At 62.7% G+C, this 24,537-nt stretch carries 26 protein-coding genes; 2 read left to right on the forward strand and 24 right to left on the reverse strand.

Annotation, left to right across the window (positions count from 1 at the left end):
* Positions 1-44: 44 nt before the first annotated feature.
* From Q0897_RS00005 to Q0897_RS00040, 8 genes are read right to left on the reverse strand one after another with little or no spacing between them, the layout of a single operon-like run.
* Positions 45-374, reverse strand: a complete 330-nt coding sequence (locus tag Q0897_RS00005; protein WP_299306774.1) for a hypothetical protein — start codon at positions 372-374, stop codon at positions 45-47.
* A complete protein-coding gene (queC, locus tag Q0897_RS00010) occupies positions 371-1,081 on the reverse strand; it encodes a 7-cyano-7-deazaguanine synthase QueC (protein ID WP_299306775.1) in 711 nt (236 codons plus the stop codon). Before queC ends, Q0897_RS00005 begins: the two co-directional genes overlap by 4 nt.
* A complete protein-coding gene (locus Q0897_RS00015; RefSeq protein ID WP_224812447.1) occupies positions 1,078-1,452 on the reverse strand; it encodes a 6-carboxytetrahydropterin synthase in 375 nt (124 codons plus the stop codon). Before Q0897_RS00015 ends, queC begins: the two co-directional genes overlap by 4 nt.
* Positions 1,452-2,084, reverse strand: coding sequence for a 7-carboxy-7-deazaguanine synthase (queE, locus tag Q0897_RS00020; protein ID WP_299306778.1), 633 nt, complete (start codon positions 2,082-2,084; stop codon positions 1,452-1,454). The genes Q0897_RS00015 and queE overlap by 1 nt, the downstream gene beginning before the upstream one ends.
* A 2-nt stretch (positions 2,085-2,086) precedes the next feature.
* The gene (dbpB, locus tag Q0897_RS00025) at positions 2,087-3,169 is read right to left on the reverse strand and encodes a DGQHR domain-containing protein DpdB (protein WP_299306780.1); all 1,083 of its coding nucleotides are present in this window, start codon (positions 3,167-3,169) and stop codon (positions 2,087-2,089) included.
* Between the two features lie 4 nt (positions 3,170-3,173).
* A complete protein-coding gene (gene dpdA / locus Q0897_RS00030) occupies positions 3,174-4,463 on the reverse strand; it encodes a tRNA-guanine transglycosylase DpdA (protein WP_299306781.1) in 1,290 nt (429 codons plus the stop codon).
* On the reverse strand, positions 4,460-5,578 hold the full coding sequence (gene dbpB / locus Q0897_RS00035; RefSeq protein ID WP_299306784.1) for a DGQHR domain-containing protein DpdB: 1,119 nt from the start codon (positions 5,576-5,578) through the stop codon (positions 4,460-4,462). Before dbpB (Q0897_RS00035) ends, dpdA begins: the two co-directional genes overlap by 4 nt.
* Positions 5,571-6,524 (reverse strand): hypothetical protein, encoded by a 954-nt coding sequence (locus Q0897_RS00040; RefSeq protein WP_299306786.1) that lies wholly within the window; start codon positions 6,522-6,524, stop codon positions 5,571-5,573. The genes dbpB (Q0897_RS00035) and Q0897_RS00040 overlap by 8 nt, the downstream gene beginning before the upstream one ends.
* Before the next feature lie 100 nt (positions 6,525-6,624).
* Between Q0897_RS00040 and Q0897_RS00045 the strand changes: the two genes are divergently transcribed.
* Complete coding sequence (locus Q0897_RS00045) at positions 6,625-7,194, forward strand: hypothetical protein (protein ID WP_299306788.1); 570 nt, start codon at positions 6,625-6,627, stop codon at positions 7,192-7,194.
* An 88-nt stretch (positions 7,195-7,282) separates the two neighbouring features.
* Positions 7,283-7,486 (forward strand): hypothetical protein, encoded by a 204-nt coding sequence (locus tag Q0897_RS00050; protein ID WP_299306790.1) that lies wholly within the window; start codon positions 7,283-7,285, stop codon positions 7,484-7,486.
* Here Q0897_RS00050 and Q0897_RS00055 read toward each other — a convergent pair whose 3' ends face one another.
* Genes Q0897_RS00055 through Q0897_RS00130 form a run of 16 tightly spaced genes read right to left on the reverse strand, consistent with a single transcriptional unit; the run spans position 7,487 to position 24,537 of the window.
* The gene (locus Q0897_RS00055; RefSeq protein WP_299306792.1) at positions 7,487-10,198 is read right to left on the reverse strand and encodes a conjugal transfer protein TraG N-terminal domain-containing protein; all 2,712 of its coding nucleotides are present in this window, start codon (positions 10,196-10,198) and stop codon (positions 7,487-7,489) included.
* 12 nt (positions 10,199-10,210) lie between these two features.
* Entirely contained in the window at positions 10,211-11,647 is a 1,437-nt protein-coding gene (locus Q0897_RS00060; protein WP_226792064.1) for a conjugal transfer protein TraH, read from the reverse strand.
* Complete coding sequence (locus Q0897_RS00065; protein ID WP_299306796.1) at positions 11,637-12,467, reverse strand: conjugal transfer protein TraF; 831 nt, start codon at positions 12,465-12,467, stop codon at positions 11,637-11,639. The genes Q0897_RS00060 and Q0897_RS00065 overlap by 11 nt, the downstream gene beginning before the upstream one ends.
* Positions 12,464-14,197, reverse strand: coding sequence for a conjugal transfer protein TraN (locus Q0897_RS00070; protein WP_299306798.1), 1,734 nt, complete (start codon positions 14,195-14,197; stop codon positions 12,464-12,466). The genes Q0897_RS00065 and Q0897_RS00070 overlap by 4 nt, the downstream gene beginning before the upstream one ends.
* Positions 14,194-14,925, reverse strand: coding sequence for a type-F conjugative transfer system pilin assembly protein TrbC (trbC, locus tag Q0897_RS00075; RefSeq protein WP_299306799.1), 732 nt, complete (start codon positions 14,923-14,925; stop codon positions 14,194-14,196). Before trbC ends, Q0897_RS00070 begins: the two co-directional genes overlap by 4 nt.
* A gap of 17 nt (positions 14,926-14,942) precedes the next feature.
* On the reverse strand, positions 14,943-15,956 hold the full coding sequence (gene traU / locus Q0897_RS00080) for a conjugal transfer pilus assembly protein TraU (RefSeq protein ID WP_299306801.1): 1,014 nt from the start codon (positions 15,954-15,956) through the stop codon (positions 14,943-14,945).
* A complete protein-coding gene (traW, locus tag Q0897_RS00085; RefSeq protein ID WP_299306803.1) occupies positions 15,953-16,591 on the reverse strand; it encodes a type-F conjugative transfer system protein TraW in 639 nt (212 codons plus the stop codon). Before traW ends, traU begins: the two co-directional genes overlap by 4 nt.
* Entirely contained in the window at positions 16,588-17,076 is a 489-nt protein-coding gene (locus tag Q0897_RS00090) for a S26 family signal peptidase (RefSeq protein WP_299306805.1), read from the reverse strand. Before Q0897_RS00090 ends, traW begins: the two co-directional genes overlap by 4 nt.
* Before the next feature lie 29 nt (positions 17,077-17,105).
* Entirely contained in the window at positions 17,106-17,492 is a 387-nt protein-coding gene (locus Q0897_RS00095; protein WP_299306807.1) for a type-F conjugative transfer system protein TrbI, read from the reverse strand.
* On the reverse strand, positions 17,485-17,865 hold the full coding sequence (locus Q0897_RS00100) for a hypothetical protein (RefSeq protein ID WP_039388558.1): 381 nt from the start codon (positions 17,863-17,865) through the stop codon (positions 17,485-17,487). The genes Q0897_RS00095 and Q0897_RS00100 overlap by 8 nt, the downstream gene beginning before the upstream one ends.
* Entirely contained in the window at positions 17,862-20,405 is a 2,544-nt protein-coding gene (gene traC, locus Q0897_RS00105; protein WP_299306811.1) for a type IV secretion system protein TraC, read from the reverse strand. The genes Q0897_RS00100 and traC overlap by 4 nt, the downstream gene beginning before the upstream one ends.
* Positions 20,402-20,974 carry a hypothetical protein gene (locus Q0897_RS00110; protein WP_299306813.1) on the reverse strand — a complete coding sequence of 191 codons (573 nt, stop codon included), beginning with the start codon at positions 20,972-20,974 and terminating at the stop codon, positions 20,402-20,404. The genes traC and Q0897_RS00110 overlap by 4 nt, the downstream gene beginning before the upstream one ends.
* Positions 20,971-21,843, reverse strand: coding sequence for a DsbC family protein (locus Q0897_RS00115; RefSeq protein ID WP_299306815.1), 873 nt, complete (start codon positions 21,841-21,843; stop codon positions 20,971-20,973). Before Q0897_RS00115 ends, Q0897_RS00110 begins: the two co-directional genes overlap by 4 nt.
* On the reverse strand, positions 21,840-23,156 hold the full coding sequence (locus Q0897_RS00120) for a TraB/VirB10 family protein (protein WP_039388552.1): 1,317 nt from the start codon (positions 23,154-23,156) through the stop codon (positions 21,840-21,842). Before Q0897_RS00120 ends, Q0897_RS00115 begins: the two co-directional genes overlap by 4 nt.
* Positions 23,156-23,971 (reverse strand): type-F conjugative transfer system secretin TraK, encoded by an 816-nt coding sequence (locus tag Q0897_RS00125; protein WP_039388550.1) that lies wholly within the window; start codon positions 23,969-23,971, stop codon positions 23,156-23,158. Before Q0897_RS00125 ends, Q0897_RS00120 begins: the two co-directional genes overlap by 1 nt.
* Entirely contained in the window at positions 23,968-24,537 is a 570-nt protein-coding gene (locus Q0897_RS00130; protein ID WP_039388549.1) for a type IV conjugative transfer system protein TraE, read from the reverse strand. The genes Q0897_RS00125 and Q0897_RS00130 overlap by 4 nt, the downstream gene beginning before the upstream one ends.

Raw genomic sequence — 24,537 nt, forward strand, 5'->3', positions numbered from 1 at the left:
CGATCCTCTCCTTTGAGAGCTTTCTCAACCTCGCCGCAGTGCGCCTATGGCTGAAATCTTATGTCAACGCGGCCTAGGTCGACCGCTTTATCAAGATTGGAATCATTGGGGTCGATCTTGGCCCAGGCGGCCATTACTCCATGCTTAGGATTGTAGAACCGATTGACGATTTCATCCGAGGGAACGCTGCGAACCTTAGCCTCAAGGCGCGGGTAGAAGTCTATCGGCCGATCCAAAAACGATAACACCGTCGCACGAAGCGCATGGAGGCCTGCGCCGGTCTTTACCTTTGACGGAGTGATCTCGGGCCCGCCGCTTTCATTGGTCGAAGAAGCGACTGAAGCATCGTCGGAAGTGGTGCCAGAGTCAGTCAAGACCTGGTGCCTTCGCGGAAACTCTCATATCCTCGTGCTCGAAGCTCACAAGCAGGGCACGTTCCGCAGCCATAGCCCCATTCGTGGCGAACTGTGCGTTCGCCAAGGTAGCAGGTGTGGCTATGTTCTGTGATCAGATCCAAGAGAAGGTCGCCGCCCAGATCTTGCGCCAATGCCCAGGTGCCAGCCTTGTCGATCCACATCAGGGGCGTGTGGATCACGCTTCGACTGCCCATCCCTAGGTTCAACGTGACCTGTAGGGCTTTGAGTGTGTCGTCGCGGCAGTCAGGATATCCAGAGTAGTCAGTTTCGCACATGCCGCCAATCATGTGTCGAGCCTTGCGTCTGAATGCGAGCGCCGCCGCAAGAGTGAAGAACAACAAGTTGCGGCCAGGCACAAAGGTGTTCGGCAATCCGTCTTCGCGCAGGGCGATCTCGGCGTCTCGGGTCAGTCCCGTCTCGCTGATCTGGCCGAGAACCGACAGATCGAGCGTATGGTCGGCTCCAAGCCTCTCTTTCCAGGTTGGATTGATCTCAACAATCCGCGCGAGAAGCTCTGAACGACATTCCAGTTCGATCCGATGTCTCTGCCCGTAGTCGAACCCTACCGTCTCGACAGCGCTGAATTTCTCAAGTGCCCAAGCAAGACAAGTTGCGGAATCCTGCCCGCCGGAGAAAAGGACGAGAGCCTTCTCGTCAGCAATCATGCAAGCTCTTCTTCGCCCCAGTAGGTGACCGCATCACTATTGCTGTCGCGGTAGACACTGACCTTCGAAAGCGCCGGGAACTCGGGCTTGAGCCTGTTCCAGATCCAACGGCACAGATTTTCCATGGTTGCCGGGCCAAGGTCGTTGATGTCGTCCAGAAAACGATGGTCGAGCGCGTCCCGAACGCTCTCGAGTTCTTTCTCCAGAATACCAACGTCGACAATCATGCCGCTTACAGGGTCGGGCCTTCCACGTAGCGTGACCTCGCCGCGATAGCTATGACCATGGATCCTGCGGCTGGACTCGGTTTGGACGACCCGATCGAGTGTGTGAGCCGCGTCAAAGCGAAATTGTTTCGAGAGTTCGTACATCAGCGGATTCCGACTAGCTTGTGCGACTGGAGCGATAGGCGCCAGCGAGGATTTTCGAGGCAGTAATGGATCGTGTCGTCGAGGCATTGGTCGGCCTCGGCGCAATCCATTGGCTGCAAGAAGAAGTGCTCGAACTCGAGGTCTTCGAAGCGTTCAGGTCGCGCGCCAACCTGCGGGAATACGAGCTTCAGTTCGTTGCCCGACCGTAAGACCAGTTCGTTTTCCCCTTTAGGGCTAACGCAGATCCAATCGATGCCTTCTGGGGCAGGACGCGTACCATTGGTCTCGACCCCGATCTCAAAACCGTGTCGATGAAGTGCATCTACCAAAGGCGCATCGACCTGCAGCAACGGTTCACCACCTGTGAGCACAACATAGCGACTCTCATTCGAGCCAGCCCATTCATCAGCGATTGTTTGTGCCAGCAATTCCGCGTCCGCGAAACGGCCCCCACCGGTCCCATCCACACCCACGAAGTCGGTGTCGCAAAAGGAGCATTGCGCGCTCGCGCGGTCCTGTTCGCGACCCGACCAAAGATTGCAGCCCGAGAAACGGCAGAAAACAGCCGTGCGCCCCGCATGAGCACCTTCACCCTGCAAGGTTTTGAATATCTCTTTGACCGCATAAGCCATGGCTATTCAGCCGCGTCTTCGAAGAGCGGGGCTGGTGCTGCTCGCCGCTTTTGTCTGAGATCGGCCTTGAGGATGCCAATGAGATAGTGCTTGAGCAGCGCAACGTCGCGATTGACATTTTGCAGCGAGTTCCAGCGCCGAACTTCGCCGCCGAGTTCCCAGTCGCCGGATGTCCACGCGGTCTTGTCCTTGAGGCATTCCATGCCTGCCTGGAAATCATCGACCGATCGGGCATCAACCCTTTGGGCCAGCACTTCCATGACATCGCCCATCGCCTGGATACCGGCGCCGTGGAGTAACCGGGAAGTCTTTGGCTTGTGACCATGCCAAGCGTCCGGGAAAACCCGTTTCACAGCTTCAAAGAAATTCGAGACAAGCCGCACGCACTTGTCTTCGCCTTTGGGCCGACCAATCAGGTCGCGCATGATGCCGTTGGCGAGCGACTCCATGATGATCTTCTGCATCACGGTGTCTGCAATGATCCCTTCCGGGCAGGTGTGCTGGCGGATGTAGCCTTTGAGTGAGGTGTTCTCGAAGTTCAGCCGCGCGGTCAGATCTGCGGCAGTCGAGCGCCTGCTGAGCCGCGCCGGAAGGTCATCGACAGTAGGCAGCAGTTCATAAATCAGCGACTTGGGCAGCGGCTTGGTGTTGTTGATGAGCACGAACTGTCGACGCAGCTCTGCCTCGTCCTGGCAAATCAGGACTGACACGAAGACCTGAAAATCACGCTCCAGCGTGCTCAAGGCAGAAAGCCGCTGTTGTCCATCGACAACCAGTCCTGGTGTCCCCTTGCTGACGTCGATCGTCAGGCGCGCCGATCCATCTCCCAAATCTTCAACGCCGACATGATCTGTAAAGGCCACGACGATCGGATTGGGAAGGACAGAGTTTGGCTTGATCAGGTAGTCCTGGATCTCCCGAATGTGAGCAGCAACCTGTGGCCGTTGGAAGCCGCTGAGTTCGCCCTGTGCATCGCGGCCAATGCGGTCAATCGATGCAAACTTGAGAATGTCGGATGCCTTGGCCGCAAACACGAGGACCCGATGCTCGCTGCTCTGTTCCGCGGTCACGGCAAGGTATTGCATGGGCTTAGGTGAGGGCACGCTTCAAATCCAATCTCTCAATATGATCCTTGTAGACCGCGAGATTGTGAATCCCGCGACGCTTGTTCCGATTGCTTCCCCGGAAAATGATCACATCGACAGCCGCATGTTCGCAGATTGAGCAACTGCACTGCTTCCATGGTTTGCTCTCGAGAGTAACGCGATAGCGCGTCGCCAGGCGAACCATGCTGGTCGCGTCCTTGCAGTCTTCAAACGGTTTTTCTTCCACGAGTGGCGCGCTGTAGACGAGGACGTTCTGAAGTGTTTCCTCAATGCCGGCTTCGCCCTGATCGAAAGCGCGCAAGCTCGACAATGCCGCGCTTTCCATGGTGACCAGATCTTCTGCTCGAAAGACACCGCGCTTGACCGTTCTCTGAAGGCGCGGGTTTTCAAGCGCCTGGGGTACGCGGATCGAAGTGAAATAACGCAGTCCCAGACCATCGCCGGGCAGGTAGTAATTCTGCTTCGCGTCCTTAAACGCGCGAATGAGCGGCGACGTCGTATCGAAGCTGGCGATGTCGTAACTGTGGAAGCTGTCGATGTCGTCTGCCTTCGCGAAACCAAGGATATGGAGGCGTGTCGCCGGAGGTACGACTTCTCGGATCGCCGCGAGGCACTGTTTGATCTCAGGTGATTTCAATGGGACCATGCCGCCGAGCGCGAGGTAATCATACCCCATCGCCACCAGCCTGCGCGCAGCTTCCGCCATGCTATCGGGCGACCAGCCTTGAACAACGCCGAGGGGCTTGAACAGTGCGTCAATGGCTTTGGCTTCCCTCCGGAAAGCATCAGCATTCTCGAGCGTGATCTCGAAGCGATCCTTGGCGTCGTTCGATCCACCATCGAGGCCTTTTGCGGCAACATCGAAGTCAAAGATGATGTGGTCGACCGAGCAGCCATGCGTGAAGCCGCAATCATCGTAGAACTCAGCGATCTCTGCAGGTGAGTAGGGCGGACGCTCCTCGTTGACATAGGTGAATGCGCCGCAGTCGCCGAAGATGTCGAGATGCGCGAATTCCGGTTTGTCGAGCCTCAGGAACTTGCGCGCGCCAACCAACTCGAAGCGCCGGGCTTGGCTGGCCGTGTATTTCCCTTTGACGCGATGGTCGCCGACGATGCCTTTCGACACGAGCACCCCGTCGTAGGGCGCATAGCCAAGTATCTCGTGAGGATAGGCGTCGTCCCAATAGGGCTGCCGTTCCGCAGGACTGCGGTCGGCAATGAAGTCAAAGGCCGGATCGACATAATCCAGACTGTCGGCGAAGATGAACTTCATGAGGTTCCCCTCGCCAGGTCGCGTTCCAGGTGCATCAGATGGTCAGTGAGCTTTGAGATGTGTTGGGACGTTGACTGCACTTCATTCCACATCAGGTTGAGGGCATCCCAACGCCCTTCGGTCCAGTGGCAATGCTTCGCCAACTTCTTCAGGATGGTACGCACCGCGGCCCCGCGGTCTTCTGCGCTGTCGACCCGCAACATGATCTGATCCATCAGGGCGCCCATCGCCCGGATGCCAGCGCTATGCATAAGGCGACTTTGGGTTGGCGGCTTGCCCCAGGCATCCGGGAATGTGTCGCGCACAGCGCTCCAGTAGAGAACGAGCGTTTCATACATTGCATTTGCGTCAGTGCCGTCGCCATTGCGTTTGAATTGGCCGAGAGCCCCCGACGCTGACCTTAGGCTTGTACGCATCGCTTCGATCAAGGCGGAGTCCGCAACGACACCGGTTCCGGAGCGCGCATTGGATTCCCGCTTGATCAGATTGTGAAATGGCGAGTCCTTATGCTGATTGAGCAATTCGCAGAGCGCGCTTGGCAGCTTGCGCGCAGCCAGATCCCTCGGAAGGAGGGCGCTCACTTCTGGCAGCAGTTCATCGATCAGACGTTTGGGCAGTGGCCGCGCCTTGTTGACGAGAATGAACTGTTCTCGTTGAGCCTCGATCTCATCCGAGACGAAGCCGACGACTGGTACGGCGATCGATTGATCCTTTGCTTGCGCCAAGGCCAGCGATCGTTGCTGGCCATCGACGATCCAGGCCGCCCGGCGGCCTGCAGGGTAAACAGGAATGGTCAGTGTGCCAGCGTCACCGATCTCGCAGATGTTTCCGGGCTTGCGCCCGCGTGCCGACGCGAATTCCACTTCCTCCGAAAGAGCCAGGATGATCGCGTTTGGAAAGAGGACTTTCCCGCTATCGAGAAACTGCGTGATCGCCGAAACGTGCGCCTTGATTTCGCTGCGCTGGAAGCCCTTGAGTTCCTGTTCTTCGCGCCGCAGGCGGGCGATATCGGCGATACGCATGATGTCCGCGCCTTCGAGGAAGAAGACGAAAACCGCGGTTCCGTCGCCTTGCTCGCTGCGAACAGCACGAATGGCCAATGTCTCTTTAGCCATGGCTCACCTCCGACCGTATCTCTCTTGCGAGCGATGCAAAGCGCCCCTGTTCGCAGGCAATATCGAGTTCATCCCGAAAGAGCCTGAGCAACTTGGTCGTGCTCCCATTGGTTTCGAGCCAATGGCGGCGCATCAATTGCCTGATCTCGTCGTCGGAAAGCCGGCGGCGGGAAAATACTGGAGGTTCAGCCCAGTCCTTTGCCGCCCTTTCGACGGCGTCGGCATGTTGGCTGGCTGAGCGGTCATCATCAGAGGAAAGGATGCTGTCGACGAAGTGCAGTAGGGCGCGGGCAGCGAAATCGCTACGGGTGCCGCGGATTGGGCTGTCTGGGCCGTCAAGCCGGTCGTCATATGGCATCAGGAAAGGCTGCAATTGTACTGGAATTCGCTCTCTAGGTGTGCGCGTGAACAATCGCAGATTGCCTCGACGTCCTTCCGGAAGCGTCAGAAACTCCTCGAGCATCATCTCGATATATCCATCGGACAATGCGGCCATGATCAGGCCGGTGCGGCAATCTGCCACATCGGCTAGCTTCATCGTGTGCGGAGACACTTGGCCGAGTTCTTTCCACCAATTCGCTCTACTGAATCCCTCGGTGATAGGGGCGGCGATGCTATCGTCTGCCCCGCTGAGTACGGTGCAAGCATAGGATGGTACCTGCGTTCGTGCTCCGACCAGGCCAACGCCCGCTGACACGATCAGCAGTTCCGCGCCGACCTTCTCGGCGGCAACCATAGAGTCCCTGAAGGACCTGCCGCCATAGAGCGAACTCGCAGGATAGGTCTGACAGGCCTCGCCTAGCCGTTCGCCCCACTCTGCCGCGACCTGGGTGATACCACCCTTCTTAAGATCACCCGCGTGCAGCCGGGAAGCCACCGGCTTTCGCTTCCTGTTTGTGCACGTGGTGATAACGATAGCCAAGATCTTTTCCTGCCGGTTGAGCATTTTTGATAGCAAGGGCGGAACAAAACGGCTACATTTAATGTGCCAATCGCGCAAAGTTTTTGTGTAAATAAATGCGCCAAAATCGAGGAGATGATCAGGCGTGATTACGATTGCCGAGTTGCTCAGGCGTTCGGATGACGCACTAGCTGGCTTGGCGCAGCGCCATGCCGACCTCTCGCGCTATGCCTATACGGTCGACCAGCTCCATCGGACAAATGTCGACGAGGACCTTGCCTACCAACGAGCCTTCAACGGCCTCTATGGGGTCCGCAGAAACGCCGACTGGCGAGGCCGTTTCTACCGGATTTTTGAACAGCAGAAGTCCAACTCGGACATCCAGTTTGGGGAGATTGTTCGGTCAATTTTCGAGAGCACCGGGAGAGTCGAAGCGTCATTCGCCTCGAAGCTGATCGCGACCGTGGATCCGACCAGAGCGGTCTATGATTCGATCGTGCGGAGCAATTTGGGACTGCGGACCCGCACTGGCTCCGGGCTCGAAAAGATTGCCGACGCTGTTGATGATTACCAAGCCATCCAGGCTCACCTCGATGCCCTGATACGTGCCGATCGCTTTCCGCTCCTGCGTCAGCGCTTCGACCTAGAATTTCCCCAATTCAAGAAATTCACTGATCTTAAGGTGCTAGATCTTTTGATCTGGCAGATCCGCTAATGTCTCGAAATCGCGACATTAACGGCAAAAAGGGGCATAAGGTCTCAATTGTGCGACATTATGGGGCGGGCTTACTGAGGAATTCACAATGACGAAGCAATGGCCCGATCAGGACGAGCACCAATGGGAGGGCATCAAGGAAGTCGACCGTGCCATCTCCGAAAACCGGCGTATGGAATATCGCTGGAAGAAGGCCCTGGCCGATCCTTGGGAACGACGCGGCCTTTGGCTACTCGCGTTGGTCGTCATCGCATTCGCTGTGTTCGTCATCCTGCAGGATTTCGTGCTGTAGCTATCTATTGCTCCATTCCTTGACGTCGTCCGCAGCTTCTTCACTCGCGCCCGTGGCGCCTTCCGTCTGGCGATCAAGATAAGATCGCACGGTTCCGATCCTGCCACGACCCTGTCGGCGCACCCGCTCGACCTCGTCTGAAATCGCTGTTCGATCGGGGCCATCGGGCATAGAGGGACCACCCGCAGAGCCCACTGCCCCTCTTGCGCGTACCTGCTCAACACTCCCTATCCCGGGGCGGCTGACAGGAGCGAAGTCAGGCAGCGAAAGGTCGGCTTCGATGTCGTCTTGCAGGCGATCAGCATAGCTTTCGACAAACCGCGATTGCAGTTGTTGGCCGCGCGCGCTCATCTGGAACTCGATGTCGTCGAAGCGTACCGGCCCGTAATAGTCGCGATTGGCTTCGATCTCGGCCATGCCCCATTCGCGATAAGCCTGGCTCAGGTTTAGCGTGCCTGCGGCACTGTTGGCCTCGTACCAGCTGGCCTGGTTCTCGAGGCGGCTGGCCATCTCTTCGGCCCGACGCGCCTCTCGCGTATAGCTCTCGGCTTCGGTCAGCGATCGGTTGAGACCCGACGAGCTGGTCGATACCTGTGATACCGAACTCGAGCTCGTCTCGCGCAGGAAGCCTTCACGCGTGTTCGACCAGTTGCGACTGTCGGAAAGCTGACGCAGCGTTCCCATGATCCTGCCACGGTCTTCCGAGGCGATCCCGATATCGCTGTCGGTCCACGACTGATTTCGGCCTCCGCGGACGCCCGCCTGCGCGTTTAGTACTCCGCCTTCGGCCTTTGCTCCGGCTCCTGCTTCGCCGTTAAGGAACCAAGAAATAGTAATGTCGTCTGACGCGCGCCGGGAAAGGCCAAACTGCTGCTGAAGCGTCCTCGAGGCATTGTCGACTTCGCTGAATGCCGTGCCGATGCTGTCGTTCGTGCCGACGCCGCTGACTGTGTCGGAGCTCTGACCCTGGCTGTAGGCGTTGCGGATCTCGCTGAACCGGGTGAGCGCAGAGCTCGTCGATTGCTGGGCGAGGTTGGCATAGGTCTCGCTCTGCGTCCGGCTCTGGCTCGCCATCGTTCCGAGGCGGCCGGTGAAGTCCTGCCCCAGTGTCGGCGTGAACGGATAGCTTGAATTCGGGACAGCAGCGAACTCTCCATCGGGGAAGCTGGTGGTCTGCGTGCCGCTGTCGCTGAAACCACGCGTCTGTGCCGCGCCATAGGCAATGTTGGGGGCAAGATTGCCCTGCGCAAATTGGCGGGAAAACACTGTCGAATTGTCGATGTTCGAATTGCCGAGCGAGACATTGCCGGTGCTCGCTTCGCGCGAGGCTTCCTCGGCTGCGTTCTGGCTCGGGTTGAGATAGCTCGTTGCTTGGCCCGAGATCGCCAGCGCACCGCGCGCCACCCCGCCGGCAAGGAACGGGATCGAGGCGACAAGATAACCCGCCAAGATGCCGATATCGCTGTTGACGTCGCTCATGCCGGCAAAGGTCGCGAGGCTGAGGCCCGTACTGCCGCCAGCGGCGGCGACATCGCCTGCACCTTTAAACATCAGGATCATGTGCAGGATGACGAAGAGCGGTCCCCACGCTGCAAGGTAGAAGAAGCCGTTGACGTAACCTCTCAATGCAATGGGTCCGGTCCGCGGCATCAGGAACAGCGGAAACAGGACAGGGAACAGCGCGTAGAACACCACTGTCAGCACGACATTGAGGATTGGGACCCATTTCATCGCGTTGTGCGCGATCGAGGAATAGGTCCGCTCGGTTTGAATGTCGGCGCGGGTCTGCGCGAAGACGTCAATGCTGCCGGTGCCGCTCGCCCCTGCAAAGCCGTGCATGGCCTGGTTCATGGCATTGATCGTCAGCACCTGGCGGAAAATGTCGCTCGCGCTGCGCGAGATGCCGGTGAGATACTGATAGGCAATCGGGAGGTCGGCCATGAGCTTGGCCTTGGCGAGTGCTTCGGTTTGTCGCGGATAGAGCTGGCGTCCCGCGACAAGCGTCATCTCGTCGATAAGGCTCGCCCACTGCCCCGACAGCGCGGTGTAGGCTTCGCGGCAGGTGATGATCGAGGCCGTCACGCTGTCGTCGGCCTGCCGGGTCAGGAATTTCTGCGCGCGCGCCGCGCTGCCTGGTGCGATCGTCGCCCAGATATCGTCGCTCTCGGACAGCTCCTTCATCGAGTAGCGGCCGAGAAGCAGATCGTAGAACACGCATTGCCGGACATGCTCGTCGAAGTTCGCAGCAAACTCCGGATCGGAAATGCGCAGGCTGCGCGTCGATTCAAGCAGCCGCGCGCCATAGATCATGCCGTTCTTCGAGTAGTTCAGGTCGTCCGGCAGCCCGAAGACGAGCTCGGCCGAGCGGGTCAGATAGTCCCCCGCCTGGCTGGTGAAGCTTGCCATCAGGGCCAGTCCGAGCGGGACATTGGCCACCGTTGCCGGTGCAAGGCTGGGATTGACCCGGTCGGTCACATGGACGTCCATGCGCGGCACCATCAGGCACATGTAAATGAGCGTCGCACCGAGGAACCAGTTGAGCCATGCGCGCCAGTCCTGGTTGAACGCGACCACGATGACCGCAAGCACCATCCCCATCACCAGCGCGACCTGAATGAGGCTCTTGTAGCCGCCGGCACCGGTCCAGGCGGCAACGGCGTTGAGGACATTGACGATGTACTCGCCGCCGCCGACCGTGAAAATCTCGACCATACTGCCTGACCCTTATGGAACGATGGAGCGGGACTGCATCCCGCGCGACCAGTCGAGCGCGGCGGCCATCGACGGCGACATCGAGGCAGCGAGCATGTTCTCGATCATCGCGGTCTTCTCGATGATCTGCATGATCGCGGAGACCCGCGCCTGTCCGGTCGCTTGCCTCTGGGCGAGGCTCGATCGCACCTCGGCGACCTGAGCGCGCCAGATAGCGAGCTTGGCTTCATCGGCCGCGATGAAACTCGCCATCGAGCGTCCGGCCTCGGCGGTGATGCGTTCGAGGATGGCATAGAGAAGATCGATGCTGGCGATCTCGGCCAGCGTGTCGCGGTCGTCGGTGGCCATCCCACGTCCATAGGCGGCCTGCACGGTAAGGATTTTGTAGAGCGGCACCGATGCCACCTGGAGCAATTCCTTCTCCTCGTCGCCGATCGCGGTGTCGCTGCGGATGGCCTCGACCATGCTGCCGATGAGCCGGGCAACGCGCGGCCGGATGGCCTTTGCGCTCGAGAGGCTCATCTGCTGGAAGGTGGGGTTGAGGCACTGGTCGGGCTCGTCGCACTGGAACACCCGCACCGACTGGCCTTGCGTCCCGTCGAGCAGCGCGGTGACGAGCGTTGAAGAGGCATCGCCCGCGAAAGGCACGAATTTGCCGGGCTCGTCGTCGCGGGGCGGCACGTAGATCACCGTGCCGATGAGCGTCATCGCATACTCGGCAAGATCGCGGTCGAAGGTGCCACCGGGGTTGAAGAAGGCGCTCTGCTTGAGGACATGCCAGGTGTAGTTGCGCGGCACACCGGGATTGACGTCGGCATAGTCGGCGCCGGCACCCTCGTTGGTCGACGCACGCTGACCGCGCGTACCGCAACCATGCTTGGCAGCGGCATAGTCGGTGAAGATGCCTTCGGAATTGCCGATCGCTTCGCAGATTGCCTTGTCGGCGAGATCGCCCTTGGGCCAGACGCCGCCGACCAGCCCCTGCGCCATCTCGCAGGAGTTGATCGAGAGATTGTTCATGAGCTGCGCCTTCTGGCTGAACTCCTGCATGATCTTCGAGCACTCGGGGCAGACGGTATCAATCGCCAGACTAAAGGCGAACCCCACCGCATTGTTCGCGACGGCCTTCAAGAGCGCGACCATCTCGCTCGCGTTGATGAAGGAGAAAGACCCGGCGAAGATATCGATACCGCCGCAACCAGCGCGGGCACGCGGCAGCTGGAGATTGGCGATGTTGGTCGTCTTTTGCGGGAAGCGCGTCCAGACATTTCCGAGGCTGTAATAGCCCGCCGACTGTCCTTCGAACGCGCTCGGCCCGGTGACATTGGCCGCAGCGCCCATGTCGTCCATGAAACGGTCCATGCTATCACCGACGTTTGCGGCGACGGGGGACGCGACCATGCTGGCGGCAGCTATGGTGAGCGCCGCATTGCGGATGCTAGTAATCATGTCCGGCTTCCTTCGAGGTGAGGAGGTAGATGCGATCCTGCAGCTCGTCGGCCGAGAGCACGCCGTATCCGATCGGGATCGGGCGCCTGGCCACGCTGTCCCACAGCACGAGCGCCGGGGTGATGCCGGGTTCGAGCCCCATGCGCGGCCGCTGACCGCTTTCGACCTTGTAGTCGGGGAAGTGACGGGACGGTCCGCCGTCGGTCGAGATCGCCCGGACAGTGATATGCCAGCGGTCCGCCACCGAGCGCACGATCGGGCTCATCACTTCGCAGGCGCCGCAGGTCTGGGCGAAGAAGTAGAACAGTCCATAGCGTTCTGAGAGCCTGGCCATCACCGCATCGCGGTCGGCAGCGCGCGCGTCCTGCCATTGCTTCTTGGCGAGCGCGCCGACCGGTCGTTCGAGCGTGTAGTCGAGCTCGGGATCCTGCCAGATCGCGCGCTGCCAGACATCGGAGAACATCGACGCCCGGTCGAGCTGGGCACGCTGGAAGCGGATATAGGCGGTGACGTTTTCCGGCGTCGGATAGAGAATCGCGCGCGCCTTGAGTTCGCGCAGTTCCCCCGTGACCGCGTCGAGTTCTTGCGTGGCGGTTACCTGGGCCGGTGGCTGCGCCATCTGCGGGTCGGCTTTCGGCTCCGGCCTGACGCAGTAGAACCAGTAGCCGAGCCTGCGCTGCTCGCAGTAGAGGCTGTCTGCCGACGCGGCTGGCTCTGCCTGGCGCGCGTCCTGGGCAACTGCCCAAACGGGAAGCAGTGCAGCGAGACACATGGCCAATACTGTGAGGGACAGCATCGGCAGTGATTGGCGGCGCGTCATTGACCACTCCTTGCGTAATAGTCTTCGATTTTCTGCTGGATGAGGATGCTGGTCTCGAGCTCGTCGGGGAGCCGCGCAGCCTCGGTGAACTCGGCATAGACCTCGCTGAAATCCATCTGGCTGAGGTCGAGCCGGGCGAACTCGTCGAGAGTGAAACCCTCGCACTGTTCTTCCTTGGGCTTGCCCCACGGCTTGGGCAGCTGGCGGCGGCCCTGTTCCTGCAGGATTCGCGAGAGCTTGCTCTCGAAGCAGCAGTAGACCTTCTTCTTGGTCAGGCAGACGCCGAGGAACTTGTCCGAACAATAGGTCCCCACATAAGCGCAAAGCCCTTGCGCATCGCGTTCGTGGAGCAGCACTTCCTCGCGGCTGCAGCCGAGCGCGACCAGCAGGCTGATCCCGGGGATGAGCGGGAAGCCCTTGCCCTTGCAGCAGTTGAGCACCCCAAAAACCTTGGAGGAGCAGGTGTTGCGCGTGCCGCGGAACAGCGTCAGCGTTTCAGGATCGAACTGGCCGCGGGCCTCCTCCATCGCGTGGAGCGCGGTGACGGCATCCTTGAACTCGTCGTTCGCGGTGCGCTCGATCGTCTCGCAGCTGCCGTCGATGCAATAGACATCGCCGTCGCAGACATATTGCGTGCCTCCGCTATCGCCGGCTGGAAGCGGGCACTCGTAAACGCGCTCACTGGTCGAGCATGGCGTGTCGTCGGTGAGGCAATCCTCGCGCAGGAAACGGCAGCTCCCGTTCGCTTCGAGTTCGCTGCAGTCGTTCCCGGCTGTCCGGCGGGCGCAGCTGTAGCTGCGCTGCCAGGCCCAGCAGCTTTGCGTGACCTCGACACCGTCAATGATACGGGTCTGTGGAGTGCTGTCGGTGCAGGTCTCGGCATCAAGCGTGCATTCGCCATTGTCGAGGAAGGACGAGCACTGGCTCTCGTTGCGCGTCGTGGTGACGACGTTCTCGCTGGTCACGGTGTAGGGGGTGGCACCCGGCACCGGCTCGCTGCAGCTGACCAGGTCGACGCGCAGCGTTCCGTAGCAGCCCCAGTAATAGCCCGAATAATAGTCGTAGCCGCACGGGATATCCCAGGACTGGACTACGCGGCACTGCGGTCCCTGGTAGTGATTGCAGGCATAGGGGCTCGTCGGATCGACCCCGGTCCCGGCGATGCAATAGTAGCCGTAGACATCACGGGCCTCGACCCTGGTATCGAGCGTGACCTGGCAGGTGCCTGTCTCGCGTGTTGCCGTAACGCCGGTGTTGCAGGTGGCGGTATAGGTGCCCGCACTTGCCGATCCCGGCGGCAGCGGCACGCAGGCACCTTGGTTGCCGGTAACCGTCATGCCGCTGGTGTAATCGAGCGGGGTCTCGTTGATGGTCCGGCTTCGCGCGAGCATATCCGCGATTTCGTCCGGGTCGAACTGCGCGCGCGAATCCATGCTGTCGCGAATGGTCCGCATCGGCGTGCTGGTCGTCGCGGCACTGCGTCCGCGGGCCTCGATCTGGTCGGGATCACGCGCAAGACCCTGCAGGTCGCGCGTAGCCTGCGGATCGAAATTGGGAACGCGCGCCGCGTCAGGATTGGTCGTTGCGGCATCGCGCGCCTCGCCCAGCAGCTCGGTGGCAAAGTCCTTCCCGTCAGCTCTTGCCGCATCGCGGGTCTGAGCGTGAATGGAAGCCGCGCCTGTGAGGGCGACGAGTGCGGCAAGAAGATTGGCGAGGGTTCTGCCGGTCATGGCCGTTCCTCCCTGGAGAGCTGGCGTAAATGGAGGCGGGCAAGCTCGGCGCCCGGACCCTTGCCAGATGCAAAGGTCTCGAGGACTTCGCCCACGCTGATGTTGCCGGCGATGCGGTCGTGCGGCGGCACCTCGCTGGTGCAATCGAACCCGTCGCAGGGACTGAACTCGGCGCTCAGCATGACGAAGCTCGGTGCGGCCTCGATGTTGAAGGCGCGGAACAGCCTTGGATCGATGCCCAGCGAACCGGCCGCGTCGCGGCTGCTCCAGATAGCGGCGAGCCGCTTCTTGAACGCCTCGCTGTTTCCTTGCGGGAAACCGCGCAGCACGGTGACGCCTCCCGCCCTGGTCATGTCGTGGACCAGTGCCTTCAGCGCCTCGGGCGGCATAGACAGGCTGGCAAAGGCAATGAAGCGTGGAGTTCCCCCGAGCGATGCCTTCTCGGCGGCGGCTTGCCCCGCGATCATCGCGTCGAAGTCGAGGACGGCGTCGGTCTCGATTGCCTCGATGGTGTCCGCATAGGCTGCGCGATTGGCCTGCGCTTGCGCCTGGATAGCCTGTGCATCCTCGGTCAGTGCCTCGGCGCGCTGGCGGACATTGGTACTGAGCGCCTGCGCATCATCGGCGTGTTCGGCCGCGCGCTCGCGGATCGCTTCGAGGTCGATGCCTTCGGGCGCGCTCTGGGCGAGAGCGAGGCCACCGAGGGTGACGGCAAGGCCGACGGGCAAAAGGAGGAGATGTTTGTTCATAGCGCGCAACAGTTCCGCTTGCGCCAGACGAGGTATCCCATGTCTTCGCCGATGGCGGGGATGACCTGTCCGGCCGATTGAAAGGTGGTGGAGGCGCCGATGGGCGGGCAGGCGTAACGGCCCGAGGTCGCCGGGTTGGGGTTGGTGGCCTGGAAGCGATATTGCTGCTTGCGCATCACCGGCATCAGATATTTGCCGCACAGGCCCTTGGATCCCATCGTCCCCCACGAGACGAGTTCGCGGTGGAGCTTGTAGGCAAAGCGCGAGAGCACGAGGCGCGAGGCCTGGACGTGCCCGATTGAGGCCGAGACATTGCCGTTCATCGGATACATCGACCCCTGGCAGCCCGCGCACCAGAACATCTCGTCGATCGGCAGCTTCGCGGTCGAGGCGACGCAGTCGGCCGCACAGGCGGCGAGCGCCAGCGGGTTGGCGAAGAGCACGGCCTCGGGGTTGATGATCGCCGTAAGCTCGGAATCCTGCCACAGCGGATCGATCTCGGAGATATAGAGAATGTCGATCGAGCCCGATTCCAGGCACAGGAAATCGGCGACGATCTCCATCCAGTAGATTAGCGGATAGGCATACCAGTGGACGTGCCAGCTCGAATAATACTGGCTCGCGCCGCCCACTGCCGATGGACCCGAAATCGAGCGAAAGCCGATATCGAAACCCGGATCGAGTTTCATGCCGCCGAGGTTCACGAAGCACCACGGCTTCATGCTGACATCGGCAAGCCGCACCGGTTCCCAGAAGCCCATCGCAATCCCGGGCCTCAGGCCGCACAGGCACACTGGCAGATCGGGGTTATCGGGATCGGGCCGGCTCGACGGCCAGATGTCCAGCCCGCCGATCGAGATCGGGAACAGGCAAGACCAGCAGATGTCGGTGATCGGGTTGACGAAGCTGCCGGTGCAGCGACCGGGGCCGGCATCGGCCATGGCGGGCGTTGCGGTGGCGAAACCAAGAATGGCGGCCAGCACGAGCGCCAGCTTTCGTAGGCGTGTCATTGGGCTGTCCTCCTTTTCGGTGGCAGCGCGATTTCGCTAATCTCGAGCACGCGGCCCTGCTGGCGCACGCGTGCGGGCACCGACCTGATCCCGAACCTATCCGTGAGCTTGCCACCCTGGTCGAAATAGAAGCGGCGCTGGCGGGCCTTCATCAGCTCGAGCGGCGCGCCCTTCACCAGGATCAGCTTGGCATCGGCGTCCTGCTTGAGCGCCCAGGCGAGCTGGTCGGGATCGTCGCTGTCGAGGAACAGGAGATCAGCGCGAAGGCCGACGCTGTCGAGCGGATTGACCCTCGTGCCAGCGGCATGGATCAGCTCGCCTTTTGCCCCGCGGATATCGGCAGCGAGCGTAATCGTCGGATCGAAGTGCCAGCGCCGCGCTTCGCTGGCCCGGACGATCCCGGCGACAGGATCGGGCCGGCCCACCCGCGCGATCGTGCGGCGCTTCAGGTCTTCATTGAGCCGCGCGGTTTCGCCCGAACGTTCCATCTGCGTCAGGCGCGAATGGATCTGTTCGAGGAGGTCGCGCTCGATCACGGGAAACACCGTGCCGCGCTGGCCATAGTCGCGCGCCAGCACCTCGGCAGGGCAGAGCAGGACTGCAAGTAGCGCTGCAGGGAGGATGAGCTTGCTCACAGGATCGCCCTCCCGCTGCCGAGGATCTGGCCGCGGCAGACGAAACCGATCTCGGCGTAGCGGCTGTCGAGGCCGCGGGGATGGCTGGTCCCGGTGTAGAAGCAGCCGTCAGGGATCGGGCCTTCGGGGCCTTTGTGTAGCGCAATGCCGAGACGGGTCTCATCGAGCCGCGCGGCGATCTTGCGACCGTTGATGAAGACCTCGTGGCCACGGTGGCTTACGACATCGCCCGGCACGCCGAGCACCCGCTTGCCGAAGAGCTGCGCGCCTTTTCCGAAATGCACTTCAACGAGTCTGCTTGCCGGCGGCTCGAAGAAGATCAGGCTGCCGCGCTCGATCCGCGCGTGCTTGTCGAGCCAGAAAGCCCAGTTGGGCAGGCTCGGGCTGGCATTGATGAGGAAGGCATGGTCTTTCGCGAAGGCGTCGACCGCGCCCCATCCGAGGGGCAGCAGCACCAGTCCGGTCAGGACGAGCGGCCGTTTCATCGTGCGGACAAGACGAGAGGCAAAGTGCGTCACTGACCGCCTCCCTGCTCAAGCTGGCGGGCGATCCGTGCGCGCAGTTCATCCGTAGCATCGGGGGCATCGCCCGCGAGCACCGCTTCGCCGACCAACACCACGCGGCCACCGGTCCCCATTTCTGCAACGGCGCGCTCGGACGCCTGGAGGAAGGCAAGCACGCGCGCCTGGCTGGCTTCGGGATCCTGTGCCCCGCGCGCTTCGGCATCGACGAAACCCGCGATGGTCTCGGCAAGCCGGACAGTGACGATCTGCTTGCGCGGTTCGGACAGTTCGCGGCTGACCCAGGCCGCCCAGAGTAGTGCGACCACGAGCGCGAGCACACCGAGAATTCTCAGCAAAAGCGGGCGATTGAGCGATGGTAATCTGCGCGTGTCAGTCACGGTTTGCCTCCCGGGCCGGATGGTTTTCGAGATCGACCGCGAGCCGCTTCAGGAAGCGCGGCATGCGAAACAGCGTCACCGCACCTGTCAGGATGAGGAAGCCGCCCTTGAGGTCCTGGCTGAACAGGCTGCGGCGCAGGCCGTCGGCTTCGAGATATCGATCCGACAGATTGGCGAGTTGGGTGAAGAGGGCGCCAAGGTCCCAGCCCGCAACGAACAGGAACAGCGCAAGCGGCAATCCCAGCACGATCAGCAGCGATGTCGCGGCAAAGCGCGCGGTTTCGATGAGGACGAAACAGCTCCCTTGCAGGAACGGCAGCAGGCTGCGGAGGTTGGCCGGAGGCGTCCGGTCGGCAAGATGCGAGACCATCATTGTCCACCTCCCGCCACGATGCGGATGGCATCGGCGAGGCTGTGTCCGCGCCGCTCGCAGTCCTGGATCGCGGCATAAGTGTCGGGATCGGAGGAATAGATCGTCGCCGAGAAGGGATCGAGCACGAGCCGGCCGACGGCCTCGGTCTCGGGGCCCTTGATGAAGACCTCGCTGTATTCGGTGCCCGAACGCTTGAGGCTGCGGATCAGGGTCTCGGTGCGGTCGTCCATGTCGAGCCGCGCGTTCGCCCTGAAATCGGCAATCGTCTCGGCCTTCTGCTGGAGAACCAGCATCCAGTCGCTGTTCTCGAGCGCGGCGCGCGCGCCATCGGACTTGTAATAGTCATTGAGAGACTGGGTCGCGGTCGCGAGCGCGCCGCCATATTTGCGGGCGGTGCGAGCGTAGGTCTCGACGAACTCGCCCATCGACCCGCCCTTGAGCATGGCCCAGGCCTCGTCGATCAGCAGCAGTTTCTTGGTTGCTCGCGACGAGCGCGTCATCGCCTGGCTGGTCATGAACATGATTGCCGAAAGGACGACGCTGCGCAGTTCTTCGCGGGACGCGAGATCGCTCATCTCGAAGACGGTGAAATCATCGTCGAGCGCGAAGCTCGCCTTGCCTGCAAAGAACCCGCCGTAGCTGCCGCCGCGGCAGAAGGGCGCGATTGCGGTGGCGAGATCGCGGCCCGCCTCGCTTTCCGAACCGTGGAGAGCGTGCGCGACATCATCGACCGATGCGCCGCTTCCCAGTGCCTCCCAGGTCGCGGTTACGGCCCGGTCGATGAGCCCGCGTTCGGTGTCACTCGGTGCAGTGCCCGGTCGCGCCATCTGGCCAATGATCGCCTTGATCATGGCAAAGCAGTCGAGGCGGTAATCCTCGTCTTCGTGCGCACGGGCATCGTCGACCATCGAGAAGGGGTTGAGCGAGAAGCCCGAGGCGAGCGTGAACTCGACGAAGCGTCCGCCCTGCAGTTTGACCGAATGCTCGAAACTGCGCCCGTCATCGATCACCACGACCTTGGCGCCCGCGCCGCGCAGGGCGGCGCAAAGCTCCTGCAGCAGCACCGACTTGCCCGAGCCCGACTTGCCGCAGATCGCGATATTGTGGTTGCCGGCAGAGTTTTCGAAGGGCGACCACCAGAAGGGCTGGCCGCGCCGACCGACGAGCAGGAGGTGCGGGATCACGCCGCCGAGATATTCCCCCTGCATCGGCGCGATATGCGCCGCTGTCGTCGAGAGCATGGTCTTGAGGCGCTTCAACCGCGCCATGTCGTCGGCGAGGCCATCGGCAAGGCTCAAGGGAAAGGCAGCGACGAGGCCCTGCAGCTGGAGGAAGCGCTCGTCGGCCAGATCCCAGCCCGCTGCCTTGTAGATCGCCTTGATGATGCGTTCGTGCGCGTCGCCCTGGCCGAGCGGCGAGATGCTGGTGAGCCCGTAGAACAGCTTGACGAGCTTCTTGCCGGCCTGGAGTTCGGCCTGGACGTGGCGCCATTCGGCCGACTGTTCGGCGAGCTTCGGGAGAAAGCGCGCGCTCTTGGTCTGGCTGAGGCTGGTCGTGCGCATGAACTTGAAGCCAGCGCGCGCCGAGGCGGCTTCCTGGTCGGGGTAGACGAGGCACAGCATGGTCGCCGTCGGACAGGGGAAACGCAGCTTGTCGGTGAACATGTCGCCGATGAGCCGCGCACATTCCCACGGCGCCCACCGCTCAGGCGTAGAGCGCACGGCATAATGCCGCACGTCGAAATGGTCGGGATAGCATTCGCCGACTTCGGGATTGCCCTCTTCGTCGCGGCCGGTCTCGCGAAAGCGCTCGGTTCTGAGGATCAGGCGATCGTCGCCGACCTCGAGCTCGATGTCGCGGCGGATCGCCTGGACATCGAGCGTATCGTGCGGGTTCCACGCATGTATGTCGGTCTCGTGCGCGGTGGTCGGCGAAGTAAGCTCGTCGATCAGCGCCAGCAGCCCGCCCGGACGCAGCTCTTGCGCATGCAGTCCGAGCGAATGGAGCATGCCCATCAGCCCTTCGCGGCATTCGGAGAGTTCCGCGTCGGTCACACTGCCGGGCACCGGCACGCCGAGCGAGACGATCAGCCGGACGTTGCGGGCATGGAAGGGCGCAAGCGCCGAGCCCGAATTCCAGACGAGATCGTAAAGGCGCCTGGTACGCGCCCTGGCGATGGCCTCGTAGATCCCGCCCTGCTCGTAGCGCGGAGCGAACCAGGGGCCGACCACGCTGCCGATCCGCGGGGATGCGAAGTTCAGGACCTGAAGGCAGGCGCCCTGCGGCAGGCCTTCGGAGAAGAACTGCCCGAGGATCTCGCCGGTCCGTTCGTCGGCCCCGATCAGCGGGGTGACCTCGAGCACGAAGCCCTTCGAGCGGGCGTTGCGGTAGAGCTTCGCCCCCTCGTCATAGACCCGGTAGGGCAGCCAGTCCGAGAGCATGTCGAGCCCGAAATGCGCCTGCGGCTTTTCAGGCCGAGCCGTGTCGGCAAACAGGCCCCGCGAGAGTGCGTCGCGCGCGGCAGCAAGGGATAGCGTCACTGGCTCTCTCCTTCGGTCATGTCAGGGTGGGGGACCGGCTCGCGGGGAGGGGAAAACGAGCCAGGTCCCCCGGGTCCCGGCGCGTCAGCGCCGGGCATCGCCGGAACGGGCTGCGAGGGGATGAACAGCTGTTCCGGCAATGTGTCTGTTGGTTGGAAATCGGGTGCGGGGTTGCCATCGCGCGTCGCGGCAATGGTCGATGCCAGCGAGCGCAGGACTTCGCGGCGGCCCTGCGGCGCGCGCCAGCCTGTCCCTGCCTGTTCGGGCAGCGTCAGGTGAACGACGCGCGCCTCATGGTCGCGGCCTGCCGCGTCACGGTAGGGCGTCAGCACGACCTGCAGGCGGCGAACCGCTTCTCCGGTCAGGGTCACCGTCCGATGCGCGTCAGACGTGTCGGACTTTTCGATGCCGGTCGCCCCGGCATCGATCGCGGAGGTCGGCGCGCAGGTCCCTTCGGGAGCGCGGCAGGCAAAGCTGCCTTTGACGTTGCCGCCAAGGCTGGCGCAGCCACTGGCGAAGAGGAGCGGCGCAGCGAGCACCACGGCGCGAAGGATCGGAAGCCGGCTCATTGCGCCTCTCCCTTGCCTTCGGCCACGAAGCGGCGGATCGCCGGGGCATCGCGGTAGCCATGAAGCACCGCCCCATCGCGGGCGCGCACGATGACCGGGGTTCCGGCAAACCCGTTGGCCTTTGCGAAGGCTTCGTTGGCATCGAGCGCCTTGGCGTCCTTGCAGGCCTTGCCGGTCGCCGGAGCCTGCCCGGCGTAGGCTGCATGCAGCGCCTTTGCCGGATCCTTGGCGCACAGCACCGCCTCGGAAATCTTGCGGCTCGCCGCGCCAAAGATCGAGATCGGTCGCTCTTCGATCATAACCTTGGCCTTGGCGAGTTCGCCCGCCAGGCGCTGGCAATACCCGCATTGGAAGTCCGAGAAGACGACCAGCCTTTCGCCCTTGGGGTTGCCCCAGTGGATCGCGCCCGCAGCCGGAAGCGACGAGAGGTCGACATGGCTGGCGGCCGCCTGGACAGGCGCTTCGTCGCGTCCCGCCGGCGCGTCGCTGGCTACGCGTGCCGCACCGGCCGCAAGCAGGTCGGGATTGAGTTCGAGCAAGCGGGCGGCGGTGACGTCGCGCCGCTCTTCCATGTCGTAGAGACGGCCCACGAAGAGATAGCGGGCGGTCTCGTCGATGTAGAACAGCGTGTCGCCCGAGACGACTTCGCACCAGGGGCCAAGCGTGTCGCAGCTGATCGCATCGATCGGGGTCTTGGGCAGCCGCAGCTTCAGTGCTTGCGCGACATCGCTGGCCATGCCGGCAGCGCTCGCAGGCATAGCGGTGACGGCAGAGACTCCGAGCGTCAGGACGGCGGCGGCGCTCGAAAGGGCAAGGGCAAGGTGGGCGGCGCGGGCCTTCAAGGCCGGCCGGTGGTCATTGTAGTTCATTTGGAGGGGCTCCTGACGTGGACGCCGTCGAGAAAGACGATCTCGACCTCGATGCCGGTCGGCATCTCGACGACGGGTTGGTATTGTTCGGCGCGTTCGATGAGGTATCGGCTGACGGTGTCGGCAGCCTCGCCGGCACCTTGGCCGAAGCCACCGGCGAGAATGTCGGTCGGCGACAGCGCCTCGCGCTGACCGTTGGCGCCGACAGGCTGCGTGAAGATGCCGTTGGCGTTGGCGGAAAATCCGCGCCCGAAGCCGCCAACGATCCCGGCGAGCAGCGCCTGGCTGACCAAGCTGCCTTCGCGGCTGACCACGCGGCCGCGTACGCCCGACTTTCCGGCGAAGGAGATGAACCCCTTGACCTCGCTCACCGCGAAGCGCCCACCGGGTTGCGCGCAGGTCATGCGCACCAGCTTGACGTAGACCTTCTCCGCCGAGAGATCGCCGCGCGCCGCGCCATTGACGAGGCAGCCGGTGATATCGGTGGTGAGCAGCTTGTTGCCGCGCATCACCGAGCGGGCCGGTCCGGTGATCCGGAGCACCACGGGAAGCGGATCGCTCTGGCTGGCAACGCCGGTCGAGGCATCGACACCCACGATGACCGTTGCCGGTGCGTAGCTGTTGGGCGGCAGGTAATCGCGGCTCGCTTCGAGCAGCAAGGCTGGCGCAGTCTCTGCCGCACGCGGCTTGCCGTCCTTGCCCGGCTCAGCGCTGAAACTCATCAGGCTGAGCTGTCCGCCCTGCGTTTCCGGCGCTCCTTGCGGTGGCTGGACAGATCCGCCGGTGCCGACGCCGGGACCATAGGCCGGTGGTGGTGGCAGCGGCGGCGCGGTTGCAGGCGCCTTCGCAGCGTCGCTGAGCTGTGAACGCAGATTGGCATTCTCGGTCGAGATCGCGTCGATCGCCGCCTGGCCGTCGGAGCGCATCTGCGCGTTCTCGCTGCGCAGCGCTTCGAGCTCTTGCTCGATCTCGGGTCGCGGTAGCTGCGATTGCTGCAGATCCTTGATCGCGCGGCCCTGTGCATCGAGCCGGTTACCGTAGCTCGCGACGAATTCGCGCTGCGAGAGGTTGCGATTGACGAGGCCGCCGGTGTCGATCGTCGCCGCACCACTGGCATCACTGCCGCCCTCGTCGCCGTCGCCGCCGAAGATGAACATCCCGCCGCCGATGAGCGCGATGGCCCCGATCCCGGCGAGCAGCATCTTCTGGCGCTGCGCGATCTGCGAATTGAGGTTGCGCCGTCCGCTTTCGCGCGCTTCCGGCGAGCCCGGCAGAGGCCTCTTTTCGGCATCCTTCTGTGTTGCCTCGGCCATCAGTCGAGCCCTCCTTTGGCAAAGACAAGGAAGGCACTGGTCGCTTCGCCGGGAGCGAGTGCATCGCGGCCATAGGCGAAGGCGAGCGCGCCTGCGGGACCTTCGCGCTCGGAGCCAAGCGCAAGGCTTTCCTGGCCGAGGTTGCGCACGAGGAAGCGCTGTCCGGTAAGTTCATCGCCCTGGTATTCGGCGACCAGTTGGACCTCGATCCCGCCGGTGCGGCGCGGCGCCGACAGTTCAGCGCGGGCAGTGAACCCGGGCAGGACGGCATCGCTCGCCATCGCCTCGATCAGGCGGATCGCGGCGTCCTCGAGGCCGGTCTCGGTCTCCCATTCGGTAGCCGCGGCTTTAGCGAGCGCGGGATTGGTGATGAAGAGCTGGGTCGCTTCCTCTCCGCCGAGGCGGCAGGCGAACTTGTAGACATAGCCCGCCTTGCTGGTCGCAAAGAAGCTGACCCGGGCAGCGGCAAATTGCGGGGGCACGGAGATATAGATGTCTCCACGCACCGGCTCGTGCGTCACCTGGATGTCGTTGTAGGGAAAGCCGCTCGCGATCTTCGAGACATTGGCAAAGCCATCATCGATGAGCGCGATCCGGGTGAGTTCGCCGCGGGCGAGCTCGCAGTCGATGGTCGCGTTGTCGGCCGCTTCGACGAACTGGTCGGCATGTGCCGGGACCGGCGCGAGCGCGAAGGCGAATACGGCGAGGCCAGTCAGCTTGAGGCCGGGATCGGGGCGCCGTGTCGCGCCGATCGCGAAACAGGCAAGGCCGGTTCCGGCAATTGCGGCAGCGAGGGGAGATGGGAGAAGGCTCATTGGCCGGGTTCCTCCTTGTCGGTGGGAAGTTGCTCGAAGCCGGCGAGCGCGAGGCTGAGGCCACGCTTCGACCAGCGGAAACGGAAGGAGCGGCTCTGGCTCGCGATCACCTGCGCGCCGACAAAGGTCTTGAGCGTGCCGGTGACGGTCGAGGTCAGGGCCTTGGGGTCGACGTGCATTTCCGCGATCACGAAGGCCTGGCTGATGTCCGAGCCGCGCTGTTCCTCGACGATTCTGACGAGCTCGGCCTTGAGCCGGCCGTGCGCGGCGGGATCGGCGAGCTTCAGGATGTTCGCCATCCAGTAATCGAGGCTTTCCGGTGCCCGGTTGAGGAGCATCAGTGCCGTGTCGCGGGTGACGAGCTCGAGATAGGGCGCGTCGATCCCGCCGCTCGAGACGGTGATCCGCTCGGCGGTGATCGGCACCAGCACCACCTGTTCGTCGCGGGTCACTGCGGCGCCGAGGCTGACCAGCGTAGTCAGACCAAGGACACCTGCCAGCACGGCAAAGCGATTGCGTTGCCGGAGGTAGGTCTGCGCCTGTTCGTGCGCGAATTCTGCTCGCAT

Origin of the sequence: uncultured Croceicoccus sp. (assembly GCF_947496385.1) — a bacterium.
Taxonomy (GTDB): domain Bacteria; phylum Pseudomonadota; class Alphaproteobacteria; order Sphingomonadales; family Sphingomonadaceae; genus Croceicoccus.

Bases quoted from the DNA above. Each gene is read 5' to 3' on its own strand.
- queC (WP_299306775.1), bottom strand. From the start codon at position 1,081: ATGATTGCTGACGAGAAGGCTCTCGTCCTTTTCTCCGGCGGGCAGGAT.
- Q0897_RS00015 (WP_224812447.1), bottom strand. From the start codon at position 1,452: ATGTACGAACTCTCGAAACAATTTCGCTTTGACGCGGCTCACACACTC.
- queE (WP_299306778.1), bottom strand. From the start codon at position 2,084: ATGGCTTATGCGGTCAAAGAGATATTCAAAACCTTGCAGGGTGAAGGT.
- dbpB (WP_299306780.1), bottom strand. From the start codon at position 3,169: ATGCAATACCTTGCCGTGACCGCGGAACAGAGCAGCGAGCATCGGGTC.
- dpdA (WP_299306781.1), bottom strand. From the start codon at position 4,463: ATGAAGTTCATCTTCGCCGACAGTCTGGATTATGTCGATCCGGCCTTT.
- dbpB (WP_299306784.1), bottom strand. From the start codon at position 5,578: ATGGCTAAAGAGACATTGGCCATTCGTGCTGTTCGCAGCGAGCAAGGC.
- Q0897_RS00040 (WP_299306786.1), bottom strand. From the start codon at position 6,524: ATGCTCAACCGGCAGGAAAAGATCTTGGCTATCGTTATCACCACGTGC.
- Q0897_RS00050 (WP_299306790.1), top strand. From the start codon at position 7,283: ATGACGAAGCAATGGCCCGATCAGGACGAGCACCAATGGGAGGGCATC.
- Q0897_RS00055 (WP_299306792.1), bottom strand. From the start codon at position 10,198: ATGGTCGAGATTTTCACGGTCGGCGGCGGCGAGTACATCGTCAATGTC.
- Q0897_RS00060 (WP_226792064.1), bottom strand. From the start codon at position 11,647: ATGATTACTAGCATCCGCAATGCGGCGCTCACCATAGCTGCCGCCAGC.
- Q0897_RS00065 (WP_299306796.1), bottom strand. From the start codon at position 12,467: ATGACGCGCCGCCAATCACTGCCGATGCTGTCCCTCACAGTATTGGCC.
- Q0897_RS00070 (WP_299306798.1), bottom strand. From the start codon at position 14,197: ATGACCGGCAGAACCCTCGCCAATCTTCTTGCCGCACTCGTCGCCCTC.
- traU (WP_299306801.1), bottom strand. From the start codon at position 15,956: ATGACACGCCTACGAAAGCTGGCGCTCGTGCTGGCCGCCATTCTTGGT.
- Q0897_RS00090 (WP_299306805.1), bottom strand. From the start codon at position 17,076: ATGAAACGGCCGCTCGTCCTGACCGGACTGGTGCTGCTGCCCCTCGGA.
- Q0897_RS00100 (WP_039388558.1), bottom strand. From the start codon at position 17,865: ATGATGGTCTCGCATCTTGCCGACCGGACGCCTCCGGCCAACCTCCGC.
- Q0897_RS00110 (WP_299306813.1), bottom strand. From the start codon at position 20,974: ATGAGCCGGCTTCCGATCCTTCGCGCCGTGGTGCTCGCTGCGCCGCTC.
- Q0897_RS00115 (WP_299306815.1), bottom strand. From the start codon at position 21,843: ATGAACTACAATGACCACCGGCCGGCCTTGAAGGCCCGCGCCGCCCAC.
- Q0897_RS00120 (WP_039388552.1), bottom strand. From the start codon at position 23,156: ATGGCCGAGGCAACACAGAAGGATGCCGAAAAGAGGCCTCTGCCGGGC.
- Q0897_RS00125 (WP_039388550.1), bottom strand. From the start codon at position 23,971: ATGAGCCTTCTCCCATCTCCCCTCGCTGCCGCAATTGCCGGAACCGGC.
- Q0897_RS00130 (WP_039388549.1), bottom strand. From the start codon at position 24,537: ATGCGAGCAGAATTCGCGCACGAACAGGCGCAGACCTACCTCCGGCAA.